Raw genomic sequence first — 17087 nt, 5'->3', positions numbered from 1 at the left:
TGTCGTATGGAGGGATCGCAAAATATCAGTAAAGCCCATGAAAATAATAGTTAGCCCTGATTATCAACACCAGAAAGAGTGGATTCAGCAAGTTCCGCATCTGTTTGCCGCAGGTGGTGGGGAACTACTGTATAAAGGGCGTAATCAGGTTCGGCTATTTATGGTCGGCGGCGAGAAACTGGTGGTTAAGCGCTACAAACGCAATGACGTCATCAAATCTCTTATATACACCTTTTTCCGCAAAAGTAAGGCGCGTCGGTCCTATGATAATGCGGTTGCTTTGCGCCTGCGTGGCTTCCAAACGCCGCGTGAGGTGGCTTGTATAGAGCAGACCCGTATGGGCTTTGTGACACAGGTGTTCTACATCTGTGCCTATACCGAAAAACAGCCAGTTCGTCCGCGTTTGATAGAACAAGAACCTTTCGATAAACCTCTGGCTATCGCCTATGCGCGTTATGTGGCTTCACTCCATGAAGCAGGCGTGTTGCATTGCGATTTGAACCCTACCAATGTACTGGTCGATTCCGATTCCCATTTCGAACTGATCGATATCAACCGCATGAAGTTCTACGATGGACCAGTGCCCAAGGCCGAGTGTATGGAGAACCTCACACTCTTTTATTGGCTGACGCCAGCCTATCGTTTCATCCTTGATGAGTATGCTCGTCAACGTGGTTGGACATCCGATGATATTGCTGAGGCTATTCGAGTGAAAGAGCGACACGACAAGCGGTGGATACTTAGAAAAAAGATAACTCATTTTGGTAGATATGAAGTATTACATTGAAGTAGGCACTAACAATAAAGCAAAGCAGGACATCGACGAAATCTGTCGTCGGGAGGGCTTCTGCAATCTCACCCGTCATAATTTTGGCGAGGGTGGGATAGGGCGCTTCTTTACCAAGCTGGTCAGTGTGACGAGCATTCTGTGGCATCTGCATCAAGATGATATGCTCTTCTTGCAATATCCCGTGAAGAAGTTCTATTTTATGGCTTGCACCTTCGCTAAATGGAAGGGCGCTAAGGTCGTTACCGTCATTCACGACCTGGGGGCTTTCCGTCGTCATAAGTTGACAGCCCGTCAGGAGAACAGTCGTCTGTCAAAGACAGATTTCTTGATTGTTCACAACCCCACCATGCGCGATTATCTCATCGAGCATGGGTTTAAGGGGGGCATCCATTGTCTTCAGATTTTTGATTACCTTTCTGACAGTCAGACCAGTCAACAGGTTCAGTCCACCCCAACGGTAGTCTATGCAGGCAATCTGGGGCGCTGGCGCAATGCGTTCCTCTATCTGTTGGAGCCAGTCATGAAAGGATGGCAGATGGAACTCTATGGAAAAGGGTTCGATAATCAAGCCAATCATAATCCATCTTTGCACTATCATGGCTTTATGGCCAGCGATGATTTTATTGCCAATGTTCATGCCGATTTCGGTCTGGTGTGGGATGGCGACTCACTCGATGAATGCACTGGAGACTGGGGAGCCTATCTACGCATCAACGACCCTCACAAGACCTCATTCTATCTTCGTGCCGGCATCCCCGTCATTGTGTGGAGTCAGGCTGCCATGGCACCGTTTATCGAAGAACAGAAAGTTGGCATCAGTGTTGACTCCTTGTCGCAGATCAGCGAGCGACTCTCGCAGCTCAGTCCCTCAGATTATGATCTGTTGAAGCGAAATGCTGCCGAGATGAGCCGTCGTCTAAACGATGGCTATTATATCAAGCAGGGTTTAGCTGCTGCCAACGAATACCTCATGCAACATGTATAAAGTAAGATTCATGCCCTATCGTGAGGGGCTTGCCACTATCATGCATCGCCAGACGCCTGGCCATCATCTGCGTTCGCAGGATGGCCGCTATGAGTTCTGTCTGGACGACTCCATGGATGAAGCCGATTTCTGGGTGGTTCAAGGCAAAGGTGTACGCGACCTTCAAACCTGTCGTGTGGCACCCGAGAACACGATTCTTCTCACCACCGAGCCCCGTTCTGTCCTTGTTTATCCCCAACGCTATATTGATCAGTTCGGGTTGGTTGTATCCTGTCAGGAGCAGATGCATCACCGCAACGTACTGTATGGTCCGGCCATTCTGCCTTGGTTCGTAGGCTATCAGCCAGCACCGCCATCAGCAGGCGTTCCTTATACTTATTCTCAGGACTACGATTCCCTTGTCCTGCCGTCTGACCCTGCCGAGAAGACCAAGCTCATCTCAGTCATCACCAGTAATAAGGCTTTCACCCGCGGCCATCTGGACCGTATCAAGTTTGTTGAGAAACTCAAGGCCTATTTTGGCGATCAGCTGGATGTCTTCGGTCGTGGCTTCCGCTCTTTCGACGATAAGTGGGATGTGCTGCGTCCCTATAAGTATCATGTTGCAATCGAAAATTCGTCCGAGCGCTACTATTGGACAGAGAAGATCAGTGACTGCTACCTCACAGGCACTTTCCCCATCTACCATGGATGTACCAACCTGGACGATTACTTCAGCAGAGAAGCTTTTGAGCCGATAGACATCCGTAAACCCGAACAGGCCATACAGATCATCGCGCAACAACTCGAAGCCCAACGCTACGAGAAATCAGTATCGGTGCTCGATGCCATGAAGCAACGTGTGCTGGGTGAGTATAACATGTTTGAATACGTGGCACGCCTTTGCGACCAGATGAATCCCGATGCCCCCAAACAGCAAGTCACCATCCATCCTTGTCGTTCGGGCATGGACTGGCGTAATATGGCGCATTATGCCTTTAGTCAGAACTATTATAAGCTACAAACGAAATTACATTTCTTAAGATATGGAAACCAGTTACAATCCAAATGAACAGGCTTTGGCGCTGCATGGCGAGCGTGTTGATGAAGAGACACGTCAAGTGCAGGCACGCCTGTTGAATATACTGAAAGCTATAGACCGCGTGTGTCGGGAGCATCATCTCACCTACTATCTGCTGTGTGGCACCATGTTGGGTGCTGTGCGTCATGGTGGCTTCATCCCCTGGGACGACGATGCAGATGTGGGCATGCCTCGCGAGGACTACGAAATCCTCTTGGCACATGCCGACGAGTGGATGCCTGAAGGCTATGAGGTGGTGAGCGGCGGGCGCACAGAGGGTTATCCTTATCCTTTTGCACGTGTTCAGGAGGCAGGTTCTACTTATCGTATGCATCGCAGTTATGATTTTGTTGGCGGACTTCCCATCGACTTGTTTCCCCTTGATGGCATGATAGAAGATTGCGGTGCCCGTCGCCGTCATTATGCGCGTTATAAGCTGTGGTGGAAGATACTTTATTTCACCCATACCGATCCCTATAAGCACGGTCGCGGTTTCCGCAGCATGATAACCTTGTTGCTGCGTCGCTTGTTCAAACCTGCTTACGTTCATGGCAAGCTCGACCAGGTGCGTCGTCAATGGCGCATCGCCGATAGTCCGTTGCTGGCCGATCACGACTATCGTCCGGAGAAGGGAGCCATGCCCAAAGAGTGGTATGGCGAGCCAGTACCCGTTAAGTTCGAAGATTGTATGCTGATGGGGGTGTCAAAGCCCGAAGCGTATCTCACCCATCTGTATGGCAACTATATGGAGATTCCCAGTGAGATACCCCCACGCAACTATCGTTTCCTTGACTTGAATAAGCCATGGAGAGAATATGTTGCAGAACAAAAGAAATAGAATGGCGTGTGGAGTGAGGACCTATTACTTCACACGACCGAATGTTTTCACACTGACATACTTGCGCCACAGGTTTAGTTTGCGTTTTGCAGGCACACCGTGGCGCTTGATGTATTCTGCAACACCTTGCAGCATGCGTTCTGAACAGCGACCGTCGGTGTAGGGGTCGTAGTTGGCAATGACCCATTGACGCTTCTCGGTCAGTTCCCGACTGCTGAATACCTCATCGTAAGCGGTTGTCAGTTCACTGGCGTCGTGGATATCCTTCCAGTAAGGGTCCTGACTGACGGTGTCCATGGTGATAACGGGCTTGTCAAGCAACAACATTTCGTAGATGGTTGACGATGTGTCGCTCACCATGGCATCGGCCATCAGCATATATTTGCTGACGGCGAAGTCGTCCTCAAAGATGATGTGCTCATGGCTGGCAGCCAACTGCCGATATTCCTCAACCCAATCCTGTCTGGTCAGCGGGTGAAGCTTAATCAGCAGCAAAACATTCTTCTCTTTGACAAGGCGCACCAATGCCTCTTTAATCTTCGGCAGTGAGGTCAGTCGGGGAGAGAATGTGGGTGCATATAGCACAATGCGCTTGCAGCCATGCACCTGCAGCAGTTCGCTACGTTCCTCATCGAAGTCGTGACGATGACGGGCAATCCAGTCCTGACGTGTCCAGCCAGTCTCTATCACCTCAAAGTCGCCATACTTCTTTTGCAGTTTCAGAAACTCCTCAGTAAAGAAACGGCCCTGAGTCATGTAGATGTCGAAGTAGTTACGGATGTGAAATTGGTCACGCTTCTCTGCAGCATAACCATGGAAGATGCTGCACTTCACACCGCTCAGGTAGTAAGGCACGATATTGCCTGGAGCAAACACCGCATCTGGTTTGAAGTCATAAGCTTCCTGAATAGAATTTGTCCACCGTACCTCATCTTTCAATGGGAAAACAGGTATTTTCTTCTGATGAACATACCATAGCACGTCGTGTCCGCCCTGTCGGTCGGCTTCAATTTGCAGTGGTCTGACGATGTCAACAGCATATTTGTTCTCACAGAATAGCAGTATCTTCATATTCAAAAGCTATTTGATGATTTTCTTCCAAAGTCGCTTGAAGACCGAGCTGCTATACGCTCTCTGAACTTCAGGCAGCACGTCGCGATAGTCACGATGCGCATCGATAATCAGTTGCCCATGGAGCGTGGGGTCTTTGAGCGGTATCATGTAGTCTTCGCCGTATTGAATGGTGAGATAGGTGTCCCATCCCACGGGCACTGGCACCTTGATATCTTCAAAGTCCAGCCACAGCGTCTTGTCATAAATCTCCTTCGGATAGACAAGGTCTTTACCAGTAAACGACAGTTCTCCGATGTACTTATTCGACTCCACGGGGAATTGGCGGTACAGGTCCTCCGCTTCGCGAAAGATGGTGCTCCATCCGCGTCGTTTGACCTCGCGTCGTGCCCGCCACTTGCGGCCAATCAGTCCGATGCGTCCAGAAGCCCAGATGCGTGTGTTCTTAGCTTTCAGGAAGCGCAAGATGCGACGACTCTGTTTCAGCGCATCGTCCACGCGAGCATCGTCTCTGGGAATACCGTCAATGGGGAACACGTCTATAAAGATGCCTTGATGGAATGGTTGGAAGCAGTCGCTTGGACGGATAGCAGCGGTGCCATCCATGCGCAACTGCGCATGACTGCGATAGTAGTCGGTGTCGCTATAAGCCGTTTGATAGAAAAAAGGGTGGTCGAACTCTTGTGCAGCAATCTCGTTGAGCCGGTCGTAATCCTCGCGCATCATGGCGATGTCAATATCGTCATCCCAGGGGATAAAGCCCTTGTGGCGAACAGCCCCTAACATGGTGCCTCCGTCCACCCAGCAACGCAGGTTATGACGCTGGCATACATCAATCAACTTTTCCAACAGGTCCAGTTGCACCTGCCACAGCGCTTTCAAAGTCTCGTCAAGTTCGTAACCTGGTTTTTCTATTATTTTGTGCATGGCTAACCTTATTTTTGTTGCAAAGTTAATCATTTTTTCATAGATATAGTCCAGTGTTCAAAAAAGTTTTGTATTTTTGCAGCGAAATAAAAAAAAGGAAGAAAGAATAATGCTGAATTTTACGGTTGGACCAGTGATGTCGAGCGATTCCGTTCGTGCTATCGGCAGTGAGCAAGTGCCCTATTTTCGTACACCAGAGTTCTCTGAGATCATGTTTGAGAACGAGCGTCTTGTCAGTGAGTTTGCTCATGCACCGCAGGGCAGTCGCGTATGCTTCATGACTGGCTCCGGAACGGCATCAATGGAAGCCACGGTGATGAATGTCCTGTCACCGAAGGACAAGGCCATCGTTGTCAATGGTGGTTCGTTTGGTCATCGCTTTGTAGAGTTGCTGCAGCTTCATCAGATACCTCATCATGAAATCAGTCTTGAGTATGGTCAGCCGCTGACGGAAGCCCATTTAGCTCCCCTTGCTAATCAAGGATACACGGCCTTTCTGGTGAATATGGGCGAGACATCTACAGGCGTTCTCTACGATATGCCAATGATTGGTCGCTTTTGTCGGGAGAATGGATTACTGCTGATTGTCGATGCCATCAGTACCTTTTTGGCAGATCCGTTTGATATGGACTCCTTGGGCGCTGATGTGATGATTACAGGCTCTCAAAAAGCGCTTGCTTGTCCTCCGGGCATTTCGTTGATTGTCTTGTCGCCCCGTGCCTTAGAGCGTGTGAACCAGAACCATTCTGTGTCAATGTATCTGGATTTGAAGTCGGCTCTGAAGAATGGCGAGCGCGGTCAGACCCCCTTTACACCTGCTGTGGGTACCCTGCTGCAAATCAATCAGCGTCTGCGCGATATTAAGGCTGCCGGAGGCGTCGAGAGCGAACTGAGTCGCATGAAGATGCTCTCTCAGGATTTCCGTCAGAAGGTGGCTCCACTGCCCTTTAAGATGTTCACCACCTCACCGCAGAATGGTGTCACGGCATTGTCGCCGCAAGGCATGTCGGCCTACGATATCTTCACGACTTTGAAAGACGAATACCAGATATGGATATGTCCCAATGGTGGCGATCTTCGTGATCGTGTGTTCCGTGTAGGACATTTAGGCGCTCTGACAACAGATGACAATACGACGCTGATCAATGCGATGTTAGACATGCAAAAACGTGGACTCATCAAATGAAGAAAGTCATCACATACGGAACCTACGACCTGTTGCATTACGGTCATATCAGATTGCTTGAGCGCGCCAAGGCGCTGGGCGACTATCTGATTGTGGGTGTCACGGCCGACAGTTTTGACCAGCAGCGCGGCAAGCTCAATGTCGAGCAGTCGCTCATGGAACGTATTGAGGCTGTTCGTGCCACAGGCCTTGCCGATGAGATTATCGTTGAGGAATACGAAGGACAGAAGATCGACGACATCCGTCGTTACGGAGTGGATATCTTCACTGTCGGCAGTGACTGGCGTGGCAAGTTCGATTACTTGAAAGAGTATTGTGAGGTGGTCTATCTCGATCGCACCGAGGGTATATCAAGCACCGAGCTGCGCACCGAGCAGCATGCCCTTCGCTTGGGAATGATTGGCGAGTCACCTATCTTAAATAAGATAGAACGCGAGAGCCACTTTGTCAATGGCATGCAGATCAGTGGTGTCTGTACCCTCGATGCCACCATGCTGTCAGAATCCCTCCGCCAACGGGTGATGCCCATGAGCCAGCTCAATGAACTGATAGAAAAGAGCGATGCTGTTTTTGTCATTTCCAACCCTCGTTGTCACTATGAACATATCAAGCAGATCCTGAGTCAAGGTCGTCATGTGCTGTGCGAGTCGCCCATAGCCATCTCTCCAGAAGAGCTGAGCGAGCTTCGTGTGCTGGCCAGCACCAAAGGCTGTCTGCTGGTCGATTCCCTAAAGACCGCCTATTCCATGGCCTACTCCCGTCTGGTGCTGTTGGCTAAGAGCGGTGCCATTGGCAATATTGTTTCGGTAGATGCTACCTGTACCAGTTTGGCAGGTTTCGAGGCTACCGAGAAGAACAAGACCGCCCATCTTTGGAACAGCATTGGTGCTTGGGGCCCCACAGCGATGTTGCCCATCTTCCAATTGCTGGGTGTTGATTATCTCAGCAAGACGATAGCCACTCATCTCCTTGAAAATGATAGCGACTTCGATGCCTTCACGAAGGTCACATTCACCTATCCCCATGCCGTAGCCTCGTTAAAAGTGGGGCAGGGCGTCAAGTCCGAAGGCTCGCTGGTCATCTCCGGCACTAAGGGGTATATCTATGTACCAGCACCATGGTGGAAGACCGATTATTTTGAAATCCGCTATGAGAATCCCGCCAACAACCGTCGATACTTCTATCAGCTCGATGGCGAAGGACTACGCTACGAGTTGCTTTCTTTCATGAAGGCAGTTCAGTCAGGCCGTCCGATTGGCTATGTTGACGAAGCAACGTCAGACGCCATCGTGGCAGTCATCAGCGACTTCTATCATAAAAAAGATACGGTCATCATCTGATGGCCGTATCTTTTTTTGTTGTTATATGGTCTCCTGCTTAGTACTTGGCAGGAATCTGAATGCCTAATTTCTCAAATCCCTCTTTCAGCACTTTGAAGAACGCCTCAATATCGGGTGTGTCTATCGTACCCAGCGCACACAGGCGGAAGGTGTTCGTGGTAGAAATCTTGCCCGGATAGATGGTGAAACCATGGTCGTAGCAGTAGTCGTGCACACGCTCAAAGTTCCAGTTCTCATCATTGGGGTAGAGCACGCTGGCCACCAGTCCCGACTGGATGTCGCGGTCTATCACCTCCTTCAGTCCCATCTCAGCCAAGCCCTTATGGATGGCTTCGATGACACGGTGATGACGTGCAAACTTCTCTTTTTCGCCAACCTCGAAATACTCCTTCAGCGCTTGTATCGTGGCATAGATGGTCTGCACAGGTGGCGTGAAGTGCATCTCGCCGGTACGCTCGAAGAAGTCGTACTGCAGATACAGGTTGCAGTAATAAGAACGCTTGGGGTAGTCCTTACTCTTGCGAATCTCAGCTTCATTACCAATGATGAACGACAGACCAGTCATGGCCATCAGTCCTTTTTGTGCAGAGGCCATACAGAAGTCCACGTTGTCCTCCTCCATGTCGAAGGGAATCATGCCCAATGACGACGTCGTGTCAACCACGAAGATGGCACCATGCTGGTGAGCCATGGCTCCAATTTCGCGTATAGGGTTCAGAATGCCTGTACCTGTCTCATGGTGTGTGGTGTAAACCACTGCCACATCGGGATTCTCGTCTAAGGCCTTCTTCACAGCGTTCAGGTTGGGACGCTCAAAGACGCTTGATTTCAGGTCAATATGCGGCAGACCGTAGTATTGACAAATCTCTACGGCGCGACTGCTGTAGGCACCATTGTTGACCACCAGCACTTTCTTGCCTTCAGGCAACAATGAATTCAGACAGATGTCAATGTTGATGGTTCCTGATCCGCAAAACAACACGGATGTAAACTTCTCTGCTGGTGCATGGGCAATGCGTAGCAAGTCTGTACGCAGTTGCTTCATCATGCCGGCAAACTCTTTCTCTCGCGGGCAGATGTCTGGCACCACCTGTGCCATCTTCACTGTGTCAGTGGTGGTGGCGGGTCCTGGGTTCAGCAGGACATTTCTTTTAATATTCATAAGTATTGAATAATATGATCTTCTGCAAATTTCAAATCGTCAATGTCGTCAATCTCGTACCATTTCAGTCCCTCTTCGCAGAGCACGAAGACAGGGCTGATGTGTTGTGACATGTAGAGCAACTGGTACTCATAGCCCAGTTTGGGCAGTTCGTCCACCTTCTTTTCGTAGTCGGCACACATCTTCTGGTAGAACCCAGCGCTCAGCTTGTGGATGCCCACCAACTCGCCTTTGTAGTTCAGCTCGTCTTTGTTCACCGAGCAGTTGGTCAGTATTCCCTCGTTGTTGCTCTCCACGTAGTACTGGTCTTGGAACTTCGTCACTGGCGTGATCAGCATCACGTCGGGATGCTTGCATTCCATCAGTGCCGTGATGGCACGGCGTTCAAACACAAGGTCGCTCTCCAACAGCAAGAAGTCCTCGTTGCCAATCATCTCACGGCAGTTGTACAAGGTGTACATGCTGTTTGTCTCAGCATAGCGAGGGCTGAAGCAACATTCTATCTGTGGGTATTGTTTTGCCAGTTCTTCGTAGGCTTCGCGCAGGTAGCCCGTACCGATGATGATACGGTCGATGCCGCAGCTTATCAATGTCTCGATGCTTCGCACCACCATTGCCTTGCCGCCAGCTTCTATAAATCCCTTAGGCCGTTCCTCGGTCATAGTCCCAAATCTGGTCCCCATGCCCGCAGCCATAATTACAGCAGTTCTAATCATAATAAAAACCTCTCACCTCTCATCTCTCATCTTGCGCCACAGGCGCACCCAGTTCCTCCATGAACGCTTCCTTGTTTTGGATAGGTGTCGTGGTGGGGCGTCCCAAGTCTTCGCGTGAGTCAATCTTTACGCGCAACTCCAGCAATACGGGCCCCTCGATGGTTTCCAACTGCTGCAGCGCAGCAATCATCTCCTCGCGGGTCGTTGCCCTCATGGCCTGTTTGTAACCACTGGCCTTTGCCATTGTCACCGCATCCAGTTCATAGCCGATGGTGGGCTGTCCGCCAACACTCTCGTGCGCGTTGTTGTTGAACAGGATGTGGAAGTAGTTGCGGGGGCTCATGCTTGCCACGATGCCCAGTGCACCAGTGTGCATGATGAAGGCGCCATCGCCATCGAAGCAGAACACACGGCGGTCGGGTTTTTCCAGTGCGATGCCCAGTGCGATGCTGCTGCTGTGACCCATCGACCCCACGGTCAGAAAGTCATGACCATGACCTTGCTGCTTGGCCTCGCGATATTCAAATAGCTCGCGCGACAGCTTTCCTGTTGTCGATACGATGACGTCAGTGTCCTTCAGGTGGTCCACCACCAGTTTCATGGCCTCCTCACGACTCAGCGGGTTGTCGTTGCTGCGCGCGTTCTTCAGCTTATAGCTGCCAAACGTGCCTTTGCGAATCACGATGGCTGTGGGTGCTTTTCGCTCCATCGACAGTTCCACCTGTGCCTTGATCTGGCTGGCATCCTCCAGGATGATATAAGGAATCTGCATAGCGTCAAGCAGTGCCAGCGTCACCTCGCCCTGTTTCACGTGCTGAGGTTCGTCGTGCACGCCGGGCTCGCCGCGCCATCCAATCATCAGCACCATTGGGATGCTGTACACCTTTTCGTCGGCCAGCGACAGCAGCGGGTTCACTGTGTTGCCCAGTCCAGAGTTCTGCATATAGACCAAGGCTGGCTTGCCCGTGGCCAGATAGTGTCCGGCAGCAATTCCCACCGCATTGCCTTCGTTGGCAGCGATGATATGCTTTTTGCTTGGTGCCGTGTCGGTGATGTAAGCGCAGATGTTTTTCAACAGTGAGTCGGGCACACCGGTAAACATGTCGATGCCGCTCGCAATAAGTGCCTCGTAGGCTTCTTTAACGTCTATCATTTCGTTCCGGGAATAAGTTCAAGAATCTGTTTGATGGGCATGCACAGGTCGTTAGCATCGCTTGAGCGATGGTTTTCCAGGATGCTTGATGCCACTTTGACCATGGCGGGGTAGGCAGCGCGCAGCATGTGGTTGGCATAGATCACCACCTTGATGCCCCACTCAGCCAGTTCCTCTTCGCGGAAGTGGTTGTAGGTGGTGGGCACAGCCACGATGGGCACGTAGGGGTGCAACTCGTGGAAACGACGACAGAACTCACGGATGTCGTCGCCCGTCTTCTCTTTTGAGTGAATCATGATGCCGTCGGCACCGCCCTGTTCTATGTATGCACAGCAGCGCTCGATGGCATCGTCAACGCTCTTGCCTGCAATCAGACTCTCGCAGCGAGCGATGATCATGAAGTCGTCGGTCACCTGTGCGTTCTTGCCTGCACGAATCTTTTCGCAGAAGTGCTCTATGGTGTCCTGGGTCTGTATGGCATCGGTTCCGAAGAGAGAGTTCTTCTTCAACCCGACCTTGTCTTCGATGATGACAGCCGAGATGCCGTTGCGCTCCAGTGTGCGCACGGTGAAGACAAAGTGCTCCAGCTTTCCGCCCGTGTCACCATCGTAGATAATGGGCTTGGTGGTGCATTCCAGAATGTTGGTCAGGTCCTGCATGCGGGTCGTCAGATCAACAGCCTCAATGTCGGGCTTACCTTTCGATGTGGAGTCGGTCAGCGAACTGCTCCACATGCCATCGAAGCGCTCTGTGTTGAGTCCGTTTTTCACCTCTAAGTTCTCACAGATGAGTCCCGACAGGCCATCGTGCACCTCCAAGATGCGCACCACGTTCTTGGCGTCTATCAGTCGGCGTAGCGACTTCAGTCGGATGTCGGGTGTCGTGCCTATCTTTTTGATTTCCTTGTCAAGCGACGACGACTCAATACCCTTGGTGTATGGTATCTCAATGACCTTGCCGCCCCATTCCTTCATCACTTCGATGGCTTCTTCGCGCAGTTCCTTGTCGGCACCTTGCTGCCAGTCGTCGCCATGAATCATGTAGTCGGGCTTCAGCTTGCGCAGGTTCTCTGCGTAGCTCCACTCGTCCTGTGGCACTACCTGACTCACACCTTTGATGCTTTCTACCACACTTTTGCGTTGCTCGTAAGTCAGGTATGGCAGACGTTTGTGCTGTGCAATGGCTTTATCGGTGAATAGACCCACTATCAAGTCGCCGTATTTTGCACCCTCGTTGATGATGTTGATAAGTCCGGGGTGCATAATGTCGGCAATCATGCCAAGGTAAATCTTCTTGCTCATATTGTTGTTTAAAGTATTAATATTCTGTTTATAGTCTGCAAAGGTAATAAAAAAAACTAAGATAAGGGTGTTCCAAGTGCTTTTTCTACGATTGGAGCCATGTCATAGTATTTGTATTCTGCCAGTCGGCCGCCGAAGATGACGTTTTTGCACTGTTGTGCCAGTGTGCGATACTGTTCGGCAATGGCATTGTTGCGTGCATCATTGATGGGGTAGTAGGGCTCCATGCCCAGCTTCCACTCAGTGCTGTATTCGCGCGAGATGACCGTCTTGGGCACACTGTACACACGGTCGCCAAACAACTCAAAGTGCTTGTGTTCAATGATGCGTGTGTAGGGCACGTTGGCATCGGTATAGTTCACCACAGCGTTGCCTTGGTAGTTGGCAGTGTCCAGCGTTTGTTGCTCGAAGTTCACCGTGCGGTACTCCAGCGCACCGAAACGGTAGTCGAAAAACTCGTCCAGCTGCCCGGTGAACACAATCTGGTGAGCCTGTGCTTCCCAGTAGCTGCGCTCCTTGAAAAAGTCTGCTCCCGTGCGTGTCTCAATGCCTTGCAGCAGTCCGTTGATCAGTTTGTTGTAGCCACCTATAGGTATGCCTTGGTAGTCGTCGTTGAAGTAGTTGTTGTCGAACACCATCCTGACGGGCAGTCGCTTGATGATGAAGGCGGGCAAATCTGTGCAGCGGCGCCCCCACTGCTTCTCGGTGTAACCCTTGATCAGTCGCTCATAGATGTCGCGTCCCACCAGCGACAGAGCTTGCTGCTCCAGGTTCTGCGGCTCGCCTTCCATGTGTGCCAGGGCCTCGGCGCGCTGCTCGTTGATGATGCGCTGTGCCTCGTCGGGTGTCGTGACTCCCCACATCTGACAGAACGTGTTCATGTTGAATGGCAGGTTGTAGAGTCTTCCCTGGTAGTTGGCCACTGGCGAGTTGGTGTAGCGGTTGAAATCCACGATGCTGTTCACGAACTGCCACACCGTCTTGTTCGACGTGTGGAAGATGTGGGCGCCATACTTATGCACGTTGATGCCCTCCACCTCTTCACAGTAGATGTTGCCCCCAAGGTGTGCTCGCTTGTCAATGACCAGACAACGTTTACCCGCCTTGTGTGCCTTATAGGCAAAGGTGGCGCCAAAAAGGCCTGAACCAACAATCAGATAGTCGTAGTGCTTGTCTGCCATTTTTTTTATGGGTGTTTTGTCATATTTTGCTGCAAAGTTACAAAATATTCACAATAATTTTCTAACTTTGCCGAAAATTTTAGTGCCCTTATGGAAAAGAAACATTTTGAACTCCGAAAACTGTTGGAGGCAGTAGAGAAGGAGTTGCTCAAGAAGCCCAATCACAAGACGTTAGACCGTCTGTCGCTGTTGGCAGGCTTTCAGGATTGGGACACCTTCCGCGATGCACTTCACGGCGAGGCTGACGGGAAAAGCAATTATGGCGAATAAAAAAAGCATCGGCTCCACTATGGGAATCGATGCTTTTATTCTTTTCGAAGGGGAAAGTCTTAATCTTCCGCTTTGATAGCAGAACGCTTCTCCTTGATGCGGGCAGCCTTACCCGTGAGATTGCGCAGGTAGTACAGCTTGGCGCGGCGAACCTTACCAACCTTGTTTACCTCGATGCTATCAATGTTGGGCGACTCGATGGGGAAGATACGCTCTACACCAATGGTACCCGACATCTTACGTACAGTGAAGCGCTTCTTGTCACCGTGACCTGCAATCTTGATAACTACACCACGATAGAGCTGGATACGCTCCTTTGAACCCTCGATAATTTTGTAAGCGACAGTTACAGTGTCACCAGCCTTGAATGAAGGGAACTGCTTGCCGGTTGCAAATGCTTCTTCAGCAACTTTAATTAAATTCATTTCTTTTTGTAATTAATTGGTTGTTGTATCGTTCCAACGCAACATAACAGGCAACTCTCCTATCTTCCTGCCAGCGATTACGCGGAAAGCGGGTGCAAAGGTACTGCTTTTTGTCGATACACGGTGCTGTAAAACAGCTATTTAACTCCGTATTTATGTTTTTTTAACTAAAAGACATAATAACGGAGGTAAAGACATAATAACAGAATAATAAAGACATAATAACAGACGAACATACTTTTTTTACTAACATACTTTACTTTTAAAGACATACTAACGGAATAATAAAGACAGAATCGCTCGGCTCTGCCGCTTTCACCCGCTCGGCATCCCGAAGGGTGACGCTTGCAAGGCAAGAATGCGGAGCGACTGAAAGAACAGACGAACATACTATTTTACGAACATATTTTTGGGGGTGCGAAACTCAAAAATGCATTAAATAATTTTGTGTATTCAGATTTAATTCGTACCTTTATCCCCGAAATTTGATAACAATTGAAGATGTCTATGATATATATACTCTAACTGACAGGCTGTTCGTGGAGCCTGTAACCTACGGCGGACTACTATTTAATGATATTCTAACAACTATTTATTAACTAATTATGAAAAGGATATTTTTATTAAAAGTTACTTTCCTACTATGCTTTTTCATAGTGTGGGGGACTAATTTTGTTTGGGGTGATGAAACTGTTTATATAAATATCGCTGAGTCTTATAATATCTGTGGAACTAATAATGGGGCTAACCAACCTGTTACTCAATTATATGTGCATAGTGCAGGTGGTAATTATGGCGAAGCTCAGATTAAGTTTCTACTCGATAGTAAGTTTGATAATACTAAAGTTAAAAGTGCAAAGTTAAGGCTCTACACTATTTCAAAGGCAACTGGCTCCAATCGACAAAATGACCCCATTAATATTTATTCTTTTTCGGGATTAAATTCAAATCTATCAAGAAAAACTGCAACTCTTCAAAATGAATCTGCAGATCATAATGCAAAAGTTTTCTCCTACGGTAGTAATAATACGAGAAATTATGGCTTTTCTAACCCTGAATCCATAACTTCAACAACCTTGGCATCGTTTCCTGCATCAACGACGACAGATATCGATATTACCTCGTATATTGCAGGACTTTCGAGTGCATCGGCTGGAACACCAGTTTATATTGGAATTCAAGCGGGTGATGCAAAACCTATAGATCTGCAACTTGCCGGTTATCAGCATGCCAATGCTTCTCAGCTTGTTATTGAATATACGTCAGAATTGTTATATACAGCCTCATTTACGGCAAATAATGGTACAATTACTCCAAACATAACAATTTATAGTGATGATCAAAGACAAACATCTATTGCTAATGGTACCTTAGTGGATGGTAATACATATTATTTTACTGCTTCATTTGAAGGTTATGATAATTATGAAGGCTCTTTTAAGGTGAATGGTTCAAATCCATCAGTTAGCTTTACTATGACTGCAAAAGTTACTTATTCATACACGGTCAATGCTAAAGCTGGTGATCTTTTCCTTGAGGAGCTGACATCAGGCTCCTATTACAAAGATGAGAATGTGAATTATCACTATAAGCAAGTGATTAATCATAAAGGAACATTATATCAGGCACCTGCCATTTCCAGCGCTTATAAAACTTCTTTTACACTTGATACTAATGGCAAAGTTGTTAATCATTCCTATTCTCAACCAGCTACTCCTGTTACCGGTGTTGTATTCCTTGAGGAGGCAGAGAATCTATTTACTCAAGGAACTGGTTCTGCTGCTGATACTCGTTGCTCAATGGGTGCGGGCGGCTATGCTAGTAGTAAAACAAAATTTGTGACGTTGGCTCCAGGTAAGTATTCTCTAACGATATCAAATCGTTGTTCCGGTGATCGTACAGCTATTCATAATTTCTATAAAGGCGATGATGTAGATCCTTTCTTCTCTGCTAACGGTAAGGGCTATAATCTAGAACAAACTTCTGGTGAATTCACCCTTATGGAAACAACAGACCTTTATATGCAGGGTGGTGATAATAACCAATATGTTGACTGGTTGTATATTGTTAAGACTGGTGATGCTACTGCCACAGCAACACTCGACAATAATGGCTATGCTACTTTTGCAGCCCCGTATGCTTTGGACTTGTCAAATCTGCCAGAAGGACTGAAAGCTTATCAGGCAACGAGCGTTGATGGTGTCAACATACGCTTCGATGAGGTGACGGAGGCTGTGCAGGCCAATATGGGCTTGCTAATGGAAGGAACCGCAGATGAGAGCTATAACATCCCAGTCGTGGCTTCTGGCAATGATATCAGTGCTACCAACCTGCTTAAGGTAAATGCCGATGGCACTGTCTTCTCTGGTGAAACAGATCACACCTACTATGCTATGTTGAAGAACACTTATCCTCTGGTGTTCGCTACGTTTGACCCCGCTACGTTGGCATTCCCTGCAACGAAGGCTTATCTTGACTTGACGGGTGGTTCTAACGCTCGACTGAATGCTCTCTTCGGCGATGACGAAGCAACTGGTGTAAGGGATGAGTTAAAAGTGAACAGTGAAAAATTTGCTACCGCCACATGGTACACTCTCGACGGGCGAAAGCTTGCCAAGAATGGTTCTTTGAAGAAGGGACTGTACGTTGTAGATGGAAAGAAGGTAGTTATAAAATAAAGGA

At 48.9% G+C, this 17087-nt stretch carries 16 protein-coding genes; 8 read left to right on the top strand and 8 right to left on the bottom strand.

Translation table 11 applies throughout. The features are described 5' to 3' along the window. The first annotated feature begins 37 nt into the window (after positions 1–37). Genes L6472_RS12070 through L6472_RS12055 form a run of 4 tightly spaced genes read left to right on the top strand, consistent with a single transcriptional unit; the run spans position 38 to position 3673 of the window. Positions 38–787, top strand: a complete 750-nt coding sequence (locus L6472_RS12070) for a lipopolysaccharide kinase InaA family protein (protein WP_237805433.1) — start codon at positions 38–40, stop codon at positions 785–787. Continuing rightward, positions 771–1775, top strand: coding sequence for a galactofuranosyltransferase (locus tag L6472_RS12065; protein WP_237805431.1), 1005 nt, complete (start codon positions 771–773; stop codon positions 1773–1775). Before L6472_RS12070 ends, L6472_RS12065 begins: the two co-directional genes overlap by 17 nt. Then, positions 1768–2826 carry a glycosyltransferase family 10 domain-containing protein gene (locus L6472_RS12060; protein ID WP_237805429.1) on the top strand — a complete coding sequence of 353 codons (1059 nt, stop codon included), beginning with the start codon at positions 1768–1770 and terminating at the stop codon, positions 2824–2826. The genes L6472_RS12065 and L6472_RS12060 overlap by 8 nt, the downstream gene beginning before the upstream one ends. Further along, positions 2801–3673, top strand: coding sequence for a phosphorylcholine transferase LicD (locus L6472_RS12055; protein ID WP_237805427.1), 873 nt, complete (start codon positions 2801–2803; stop codon positions 3671–3673). Before L6472_RS12060 ends, L6472_RS12055 begins: the two co-directional genes overlap by 26 nt. A gap of 24 nt (positions 3674–3697) precedes the next feature. Here the strand turns inward: L6472_RS12055 and L6472_RS12050 are convergent, their stop codons facing one another. Continuing rightward, a complete protein-coding gene (locus L6472_RS12050; RefSeq protein ID WP_237805425.1) occupies positions 3698–4744 on the bottom strand; it encodes a CDP-glycerol glycerophosphotransferase family protein in 1047 nt (348 codons plus the stop codon). Between the two features lie 9 nt (positions 4745–4753). Next, positions 4754–5671 (bottom strand): phosphorylcholine transferase LicD, encoded by a 918-nt coding sequence (locus tag L6472_RS12045; RefSeq protein WP_237805423.1) that lies wholly within the window; start codon positions 5669–5671, stop codon positions 4754–4756. Between the two features lie 109 nt (positions 5672–5780). Here L6472_RS12045 and L6472_RS12040 point away from each other — a divergent pair, with 109 nt between their 5' ends. Both L6472_RS12040 and L6472_RS12035 read left to right on the top strand, forming a co-directional pair. Continuing rightward, positions 5781–6857: an alanine--glyoxylate aminotransferase family protein gene (locus L6472_RS12040; protein ID WP_237805422.1), complete on the top strand. Its 1077-nt coding sequence runs from the start codon at positions 5781–5783 to the stop codon at positions 6855–6857. Next, positions 6854–8197 carry an adenylyltransferase/cytidyltransferase family protein gene (locus tag L6472_RS12035; RefSeq protein WP_237805420.1) on the top strand — a complete coding sequence of 448 codons (1344 nt, stop codon included), beginning with the start codon at positions 6854–6856 and terminating at the stop codon, positions 8195–8197. Before L6472_RS12040 ends, L6472_RS12035 begins: the two co-directional genes overlap by 4 nt. 37 nt (positions 8198–8234) lie before the next feature. Here L6472_RS12035 and L6472_RS12030 read toward each other — a convergent pair whose 3' ends face one another. The 5 genes from L6472_RS12030 to glf are packed head-to-tail and all read right to left on the bottom strand — an operon-like array spanning position 8235 to position 13710. Further along, positions 8235–9359 carry a 2-aminoethylphosphonate aminotransferase gene (locus tag L6472_RS12030; RefSeq protein ID WP_237805418.1) on the bottom strand — a complete coding sequence of 375 codons (1125 nt, stop codon included), beginning with the start codon at positions 9357–9359 and terminating at the stop codon, positions 8235–8237. Next, positions 9356–10075: a phosphocholine cytidylyltransferase family protein gene (locus L6472_RS12025; protein WP_237805416.1), complete on the bottom strand. Its 720-nt coding sequence runs from the start codon at positions 10073–10075 to the stop codon at positions 9356–9358. The genes L6472_RS12030 and L6472_RS12025 overlap by 4 nt, the downstream gene beginning before the upstream one ends. Positions 10076–10094: 19 nt before the next feature. Further along, complete coding sequence (aepY, locus tag L6472_RS12020) at positions 10095–11228, bottom strand: phosphonopyruvate decarboxylase (RefSeq protein WP_237805414.1); 1134 nt, start codon at positions 11226–11228, stop codon at positions 10095–10097. Further along, positions 11225–12529 (bottom strand): phosphoenolpyruvate mutase, encoded by a 1305-nt coding sequence (aepX, locus tag L6472_RS12015; RefSeq protein WP_237805412.1) that lies wholly within the window; start codon positions 12527–12529, stop codon positions 11225–11227. The genes aepY and aepX overlap by 4 nt, the downstream gene beginning before the upstream one ends. Positions 12530–12585: 56 nt before the next feature. After that, the gene (glf, locus tag L6472_RS12010) at positions 12586–13710 is read right to left on the bottom strand and encodes a UDP-galactopyranose mutase (RefSeq protein ID WP_237805410.1); all 1125 of its coding nucleotides are present in this window, start codon (positions 13708–13710) and stop codon (positions 12586–12588) included. Positions 13711–13800: 90 nt separating this feature from the next. On the opposite strand from glf, the gene L6472_RS12005 reads away from it, so the two are divergent. Next, the gene (locus L6472_RS12005) at positions 13801–13980 is read left to right on the top strand and encodes a hypothetical protein (RefSeq protein ID WP_237805408.1); all 180 of its coding nucleotides are present in this window, start codon (positions 13801–13803) and stop codon (positions 13978–13980) included. A 59-nt stretch (positions 13981–14039) separates the two neighbouring features. Here L6472_RS12005 and rplS read toward each other — a convergent pair whose 3' ends face one another. Beyond that, on the bottom strand, positions 14040–14405 hold the full coding sequence (gene rplS, locus L6472_RS12000) for a 50S ribosomal protein L19 (protein ID WP_237805406.1): 366 nt from the start codon (positions 14403–14405) through the stop codon (positions 14040–14042). Positions 14406–15010: 605 nt separating this feature from the next. Between rplS and L6472_RS11995 the strand changes: the two genes are divergently transcribed. Then, on the top strand, positions 15011–17083 hold the full coding sequence (locus L6472_RS11995; RefSeq protein WP_237805404.1) for a hypothetical protein: 2073 nt from the start codon (positions 15011–15013) through the stop codon (positions 17081–17083). Positions 17084–17087: the final 4 nt, after the last annotated feature.

Origin of the sequence: Prevotella sp. E13-17, assembly GCF_022024035.1 — a bacterium.
Classification (GTDB): domain Bacteria; phylum Bacteroidota; class Bacteroidia; order Bacteroidales; family Bacteroidaceae; genus Prevotella.
The sequence above is the reverse complement of the archived record's forward strand: the minus strand, read 5'-3'. Positions and strand labels throughout refer to the sequence as shown.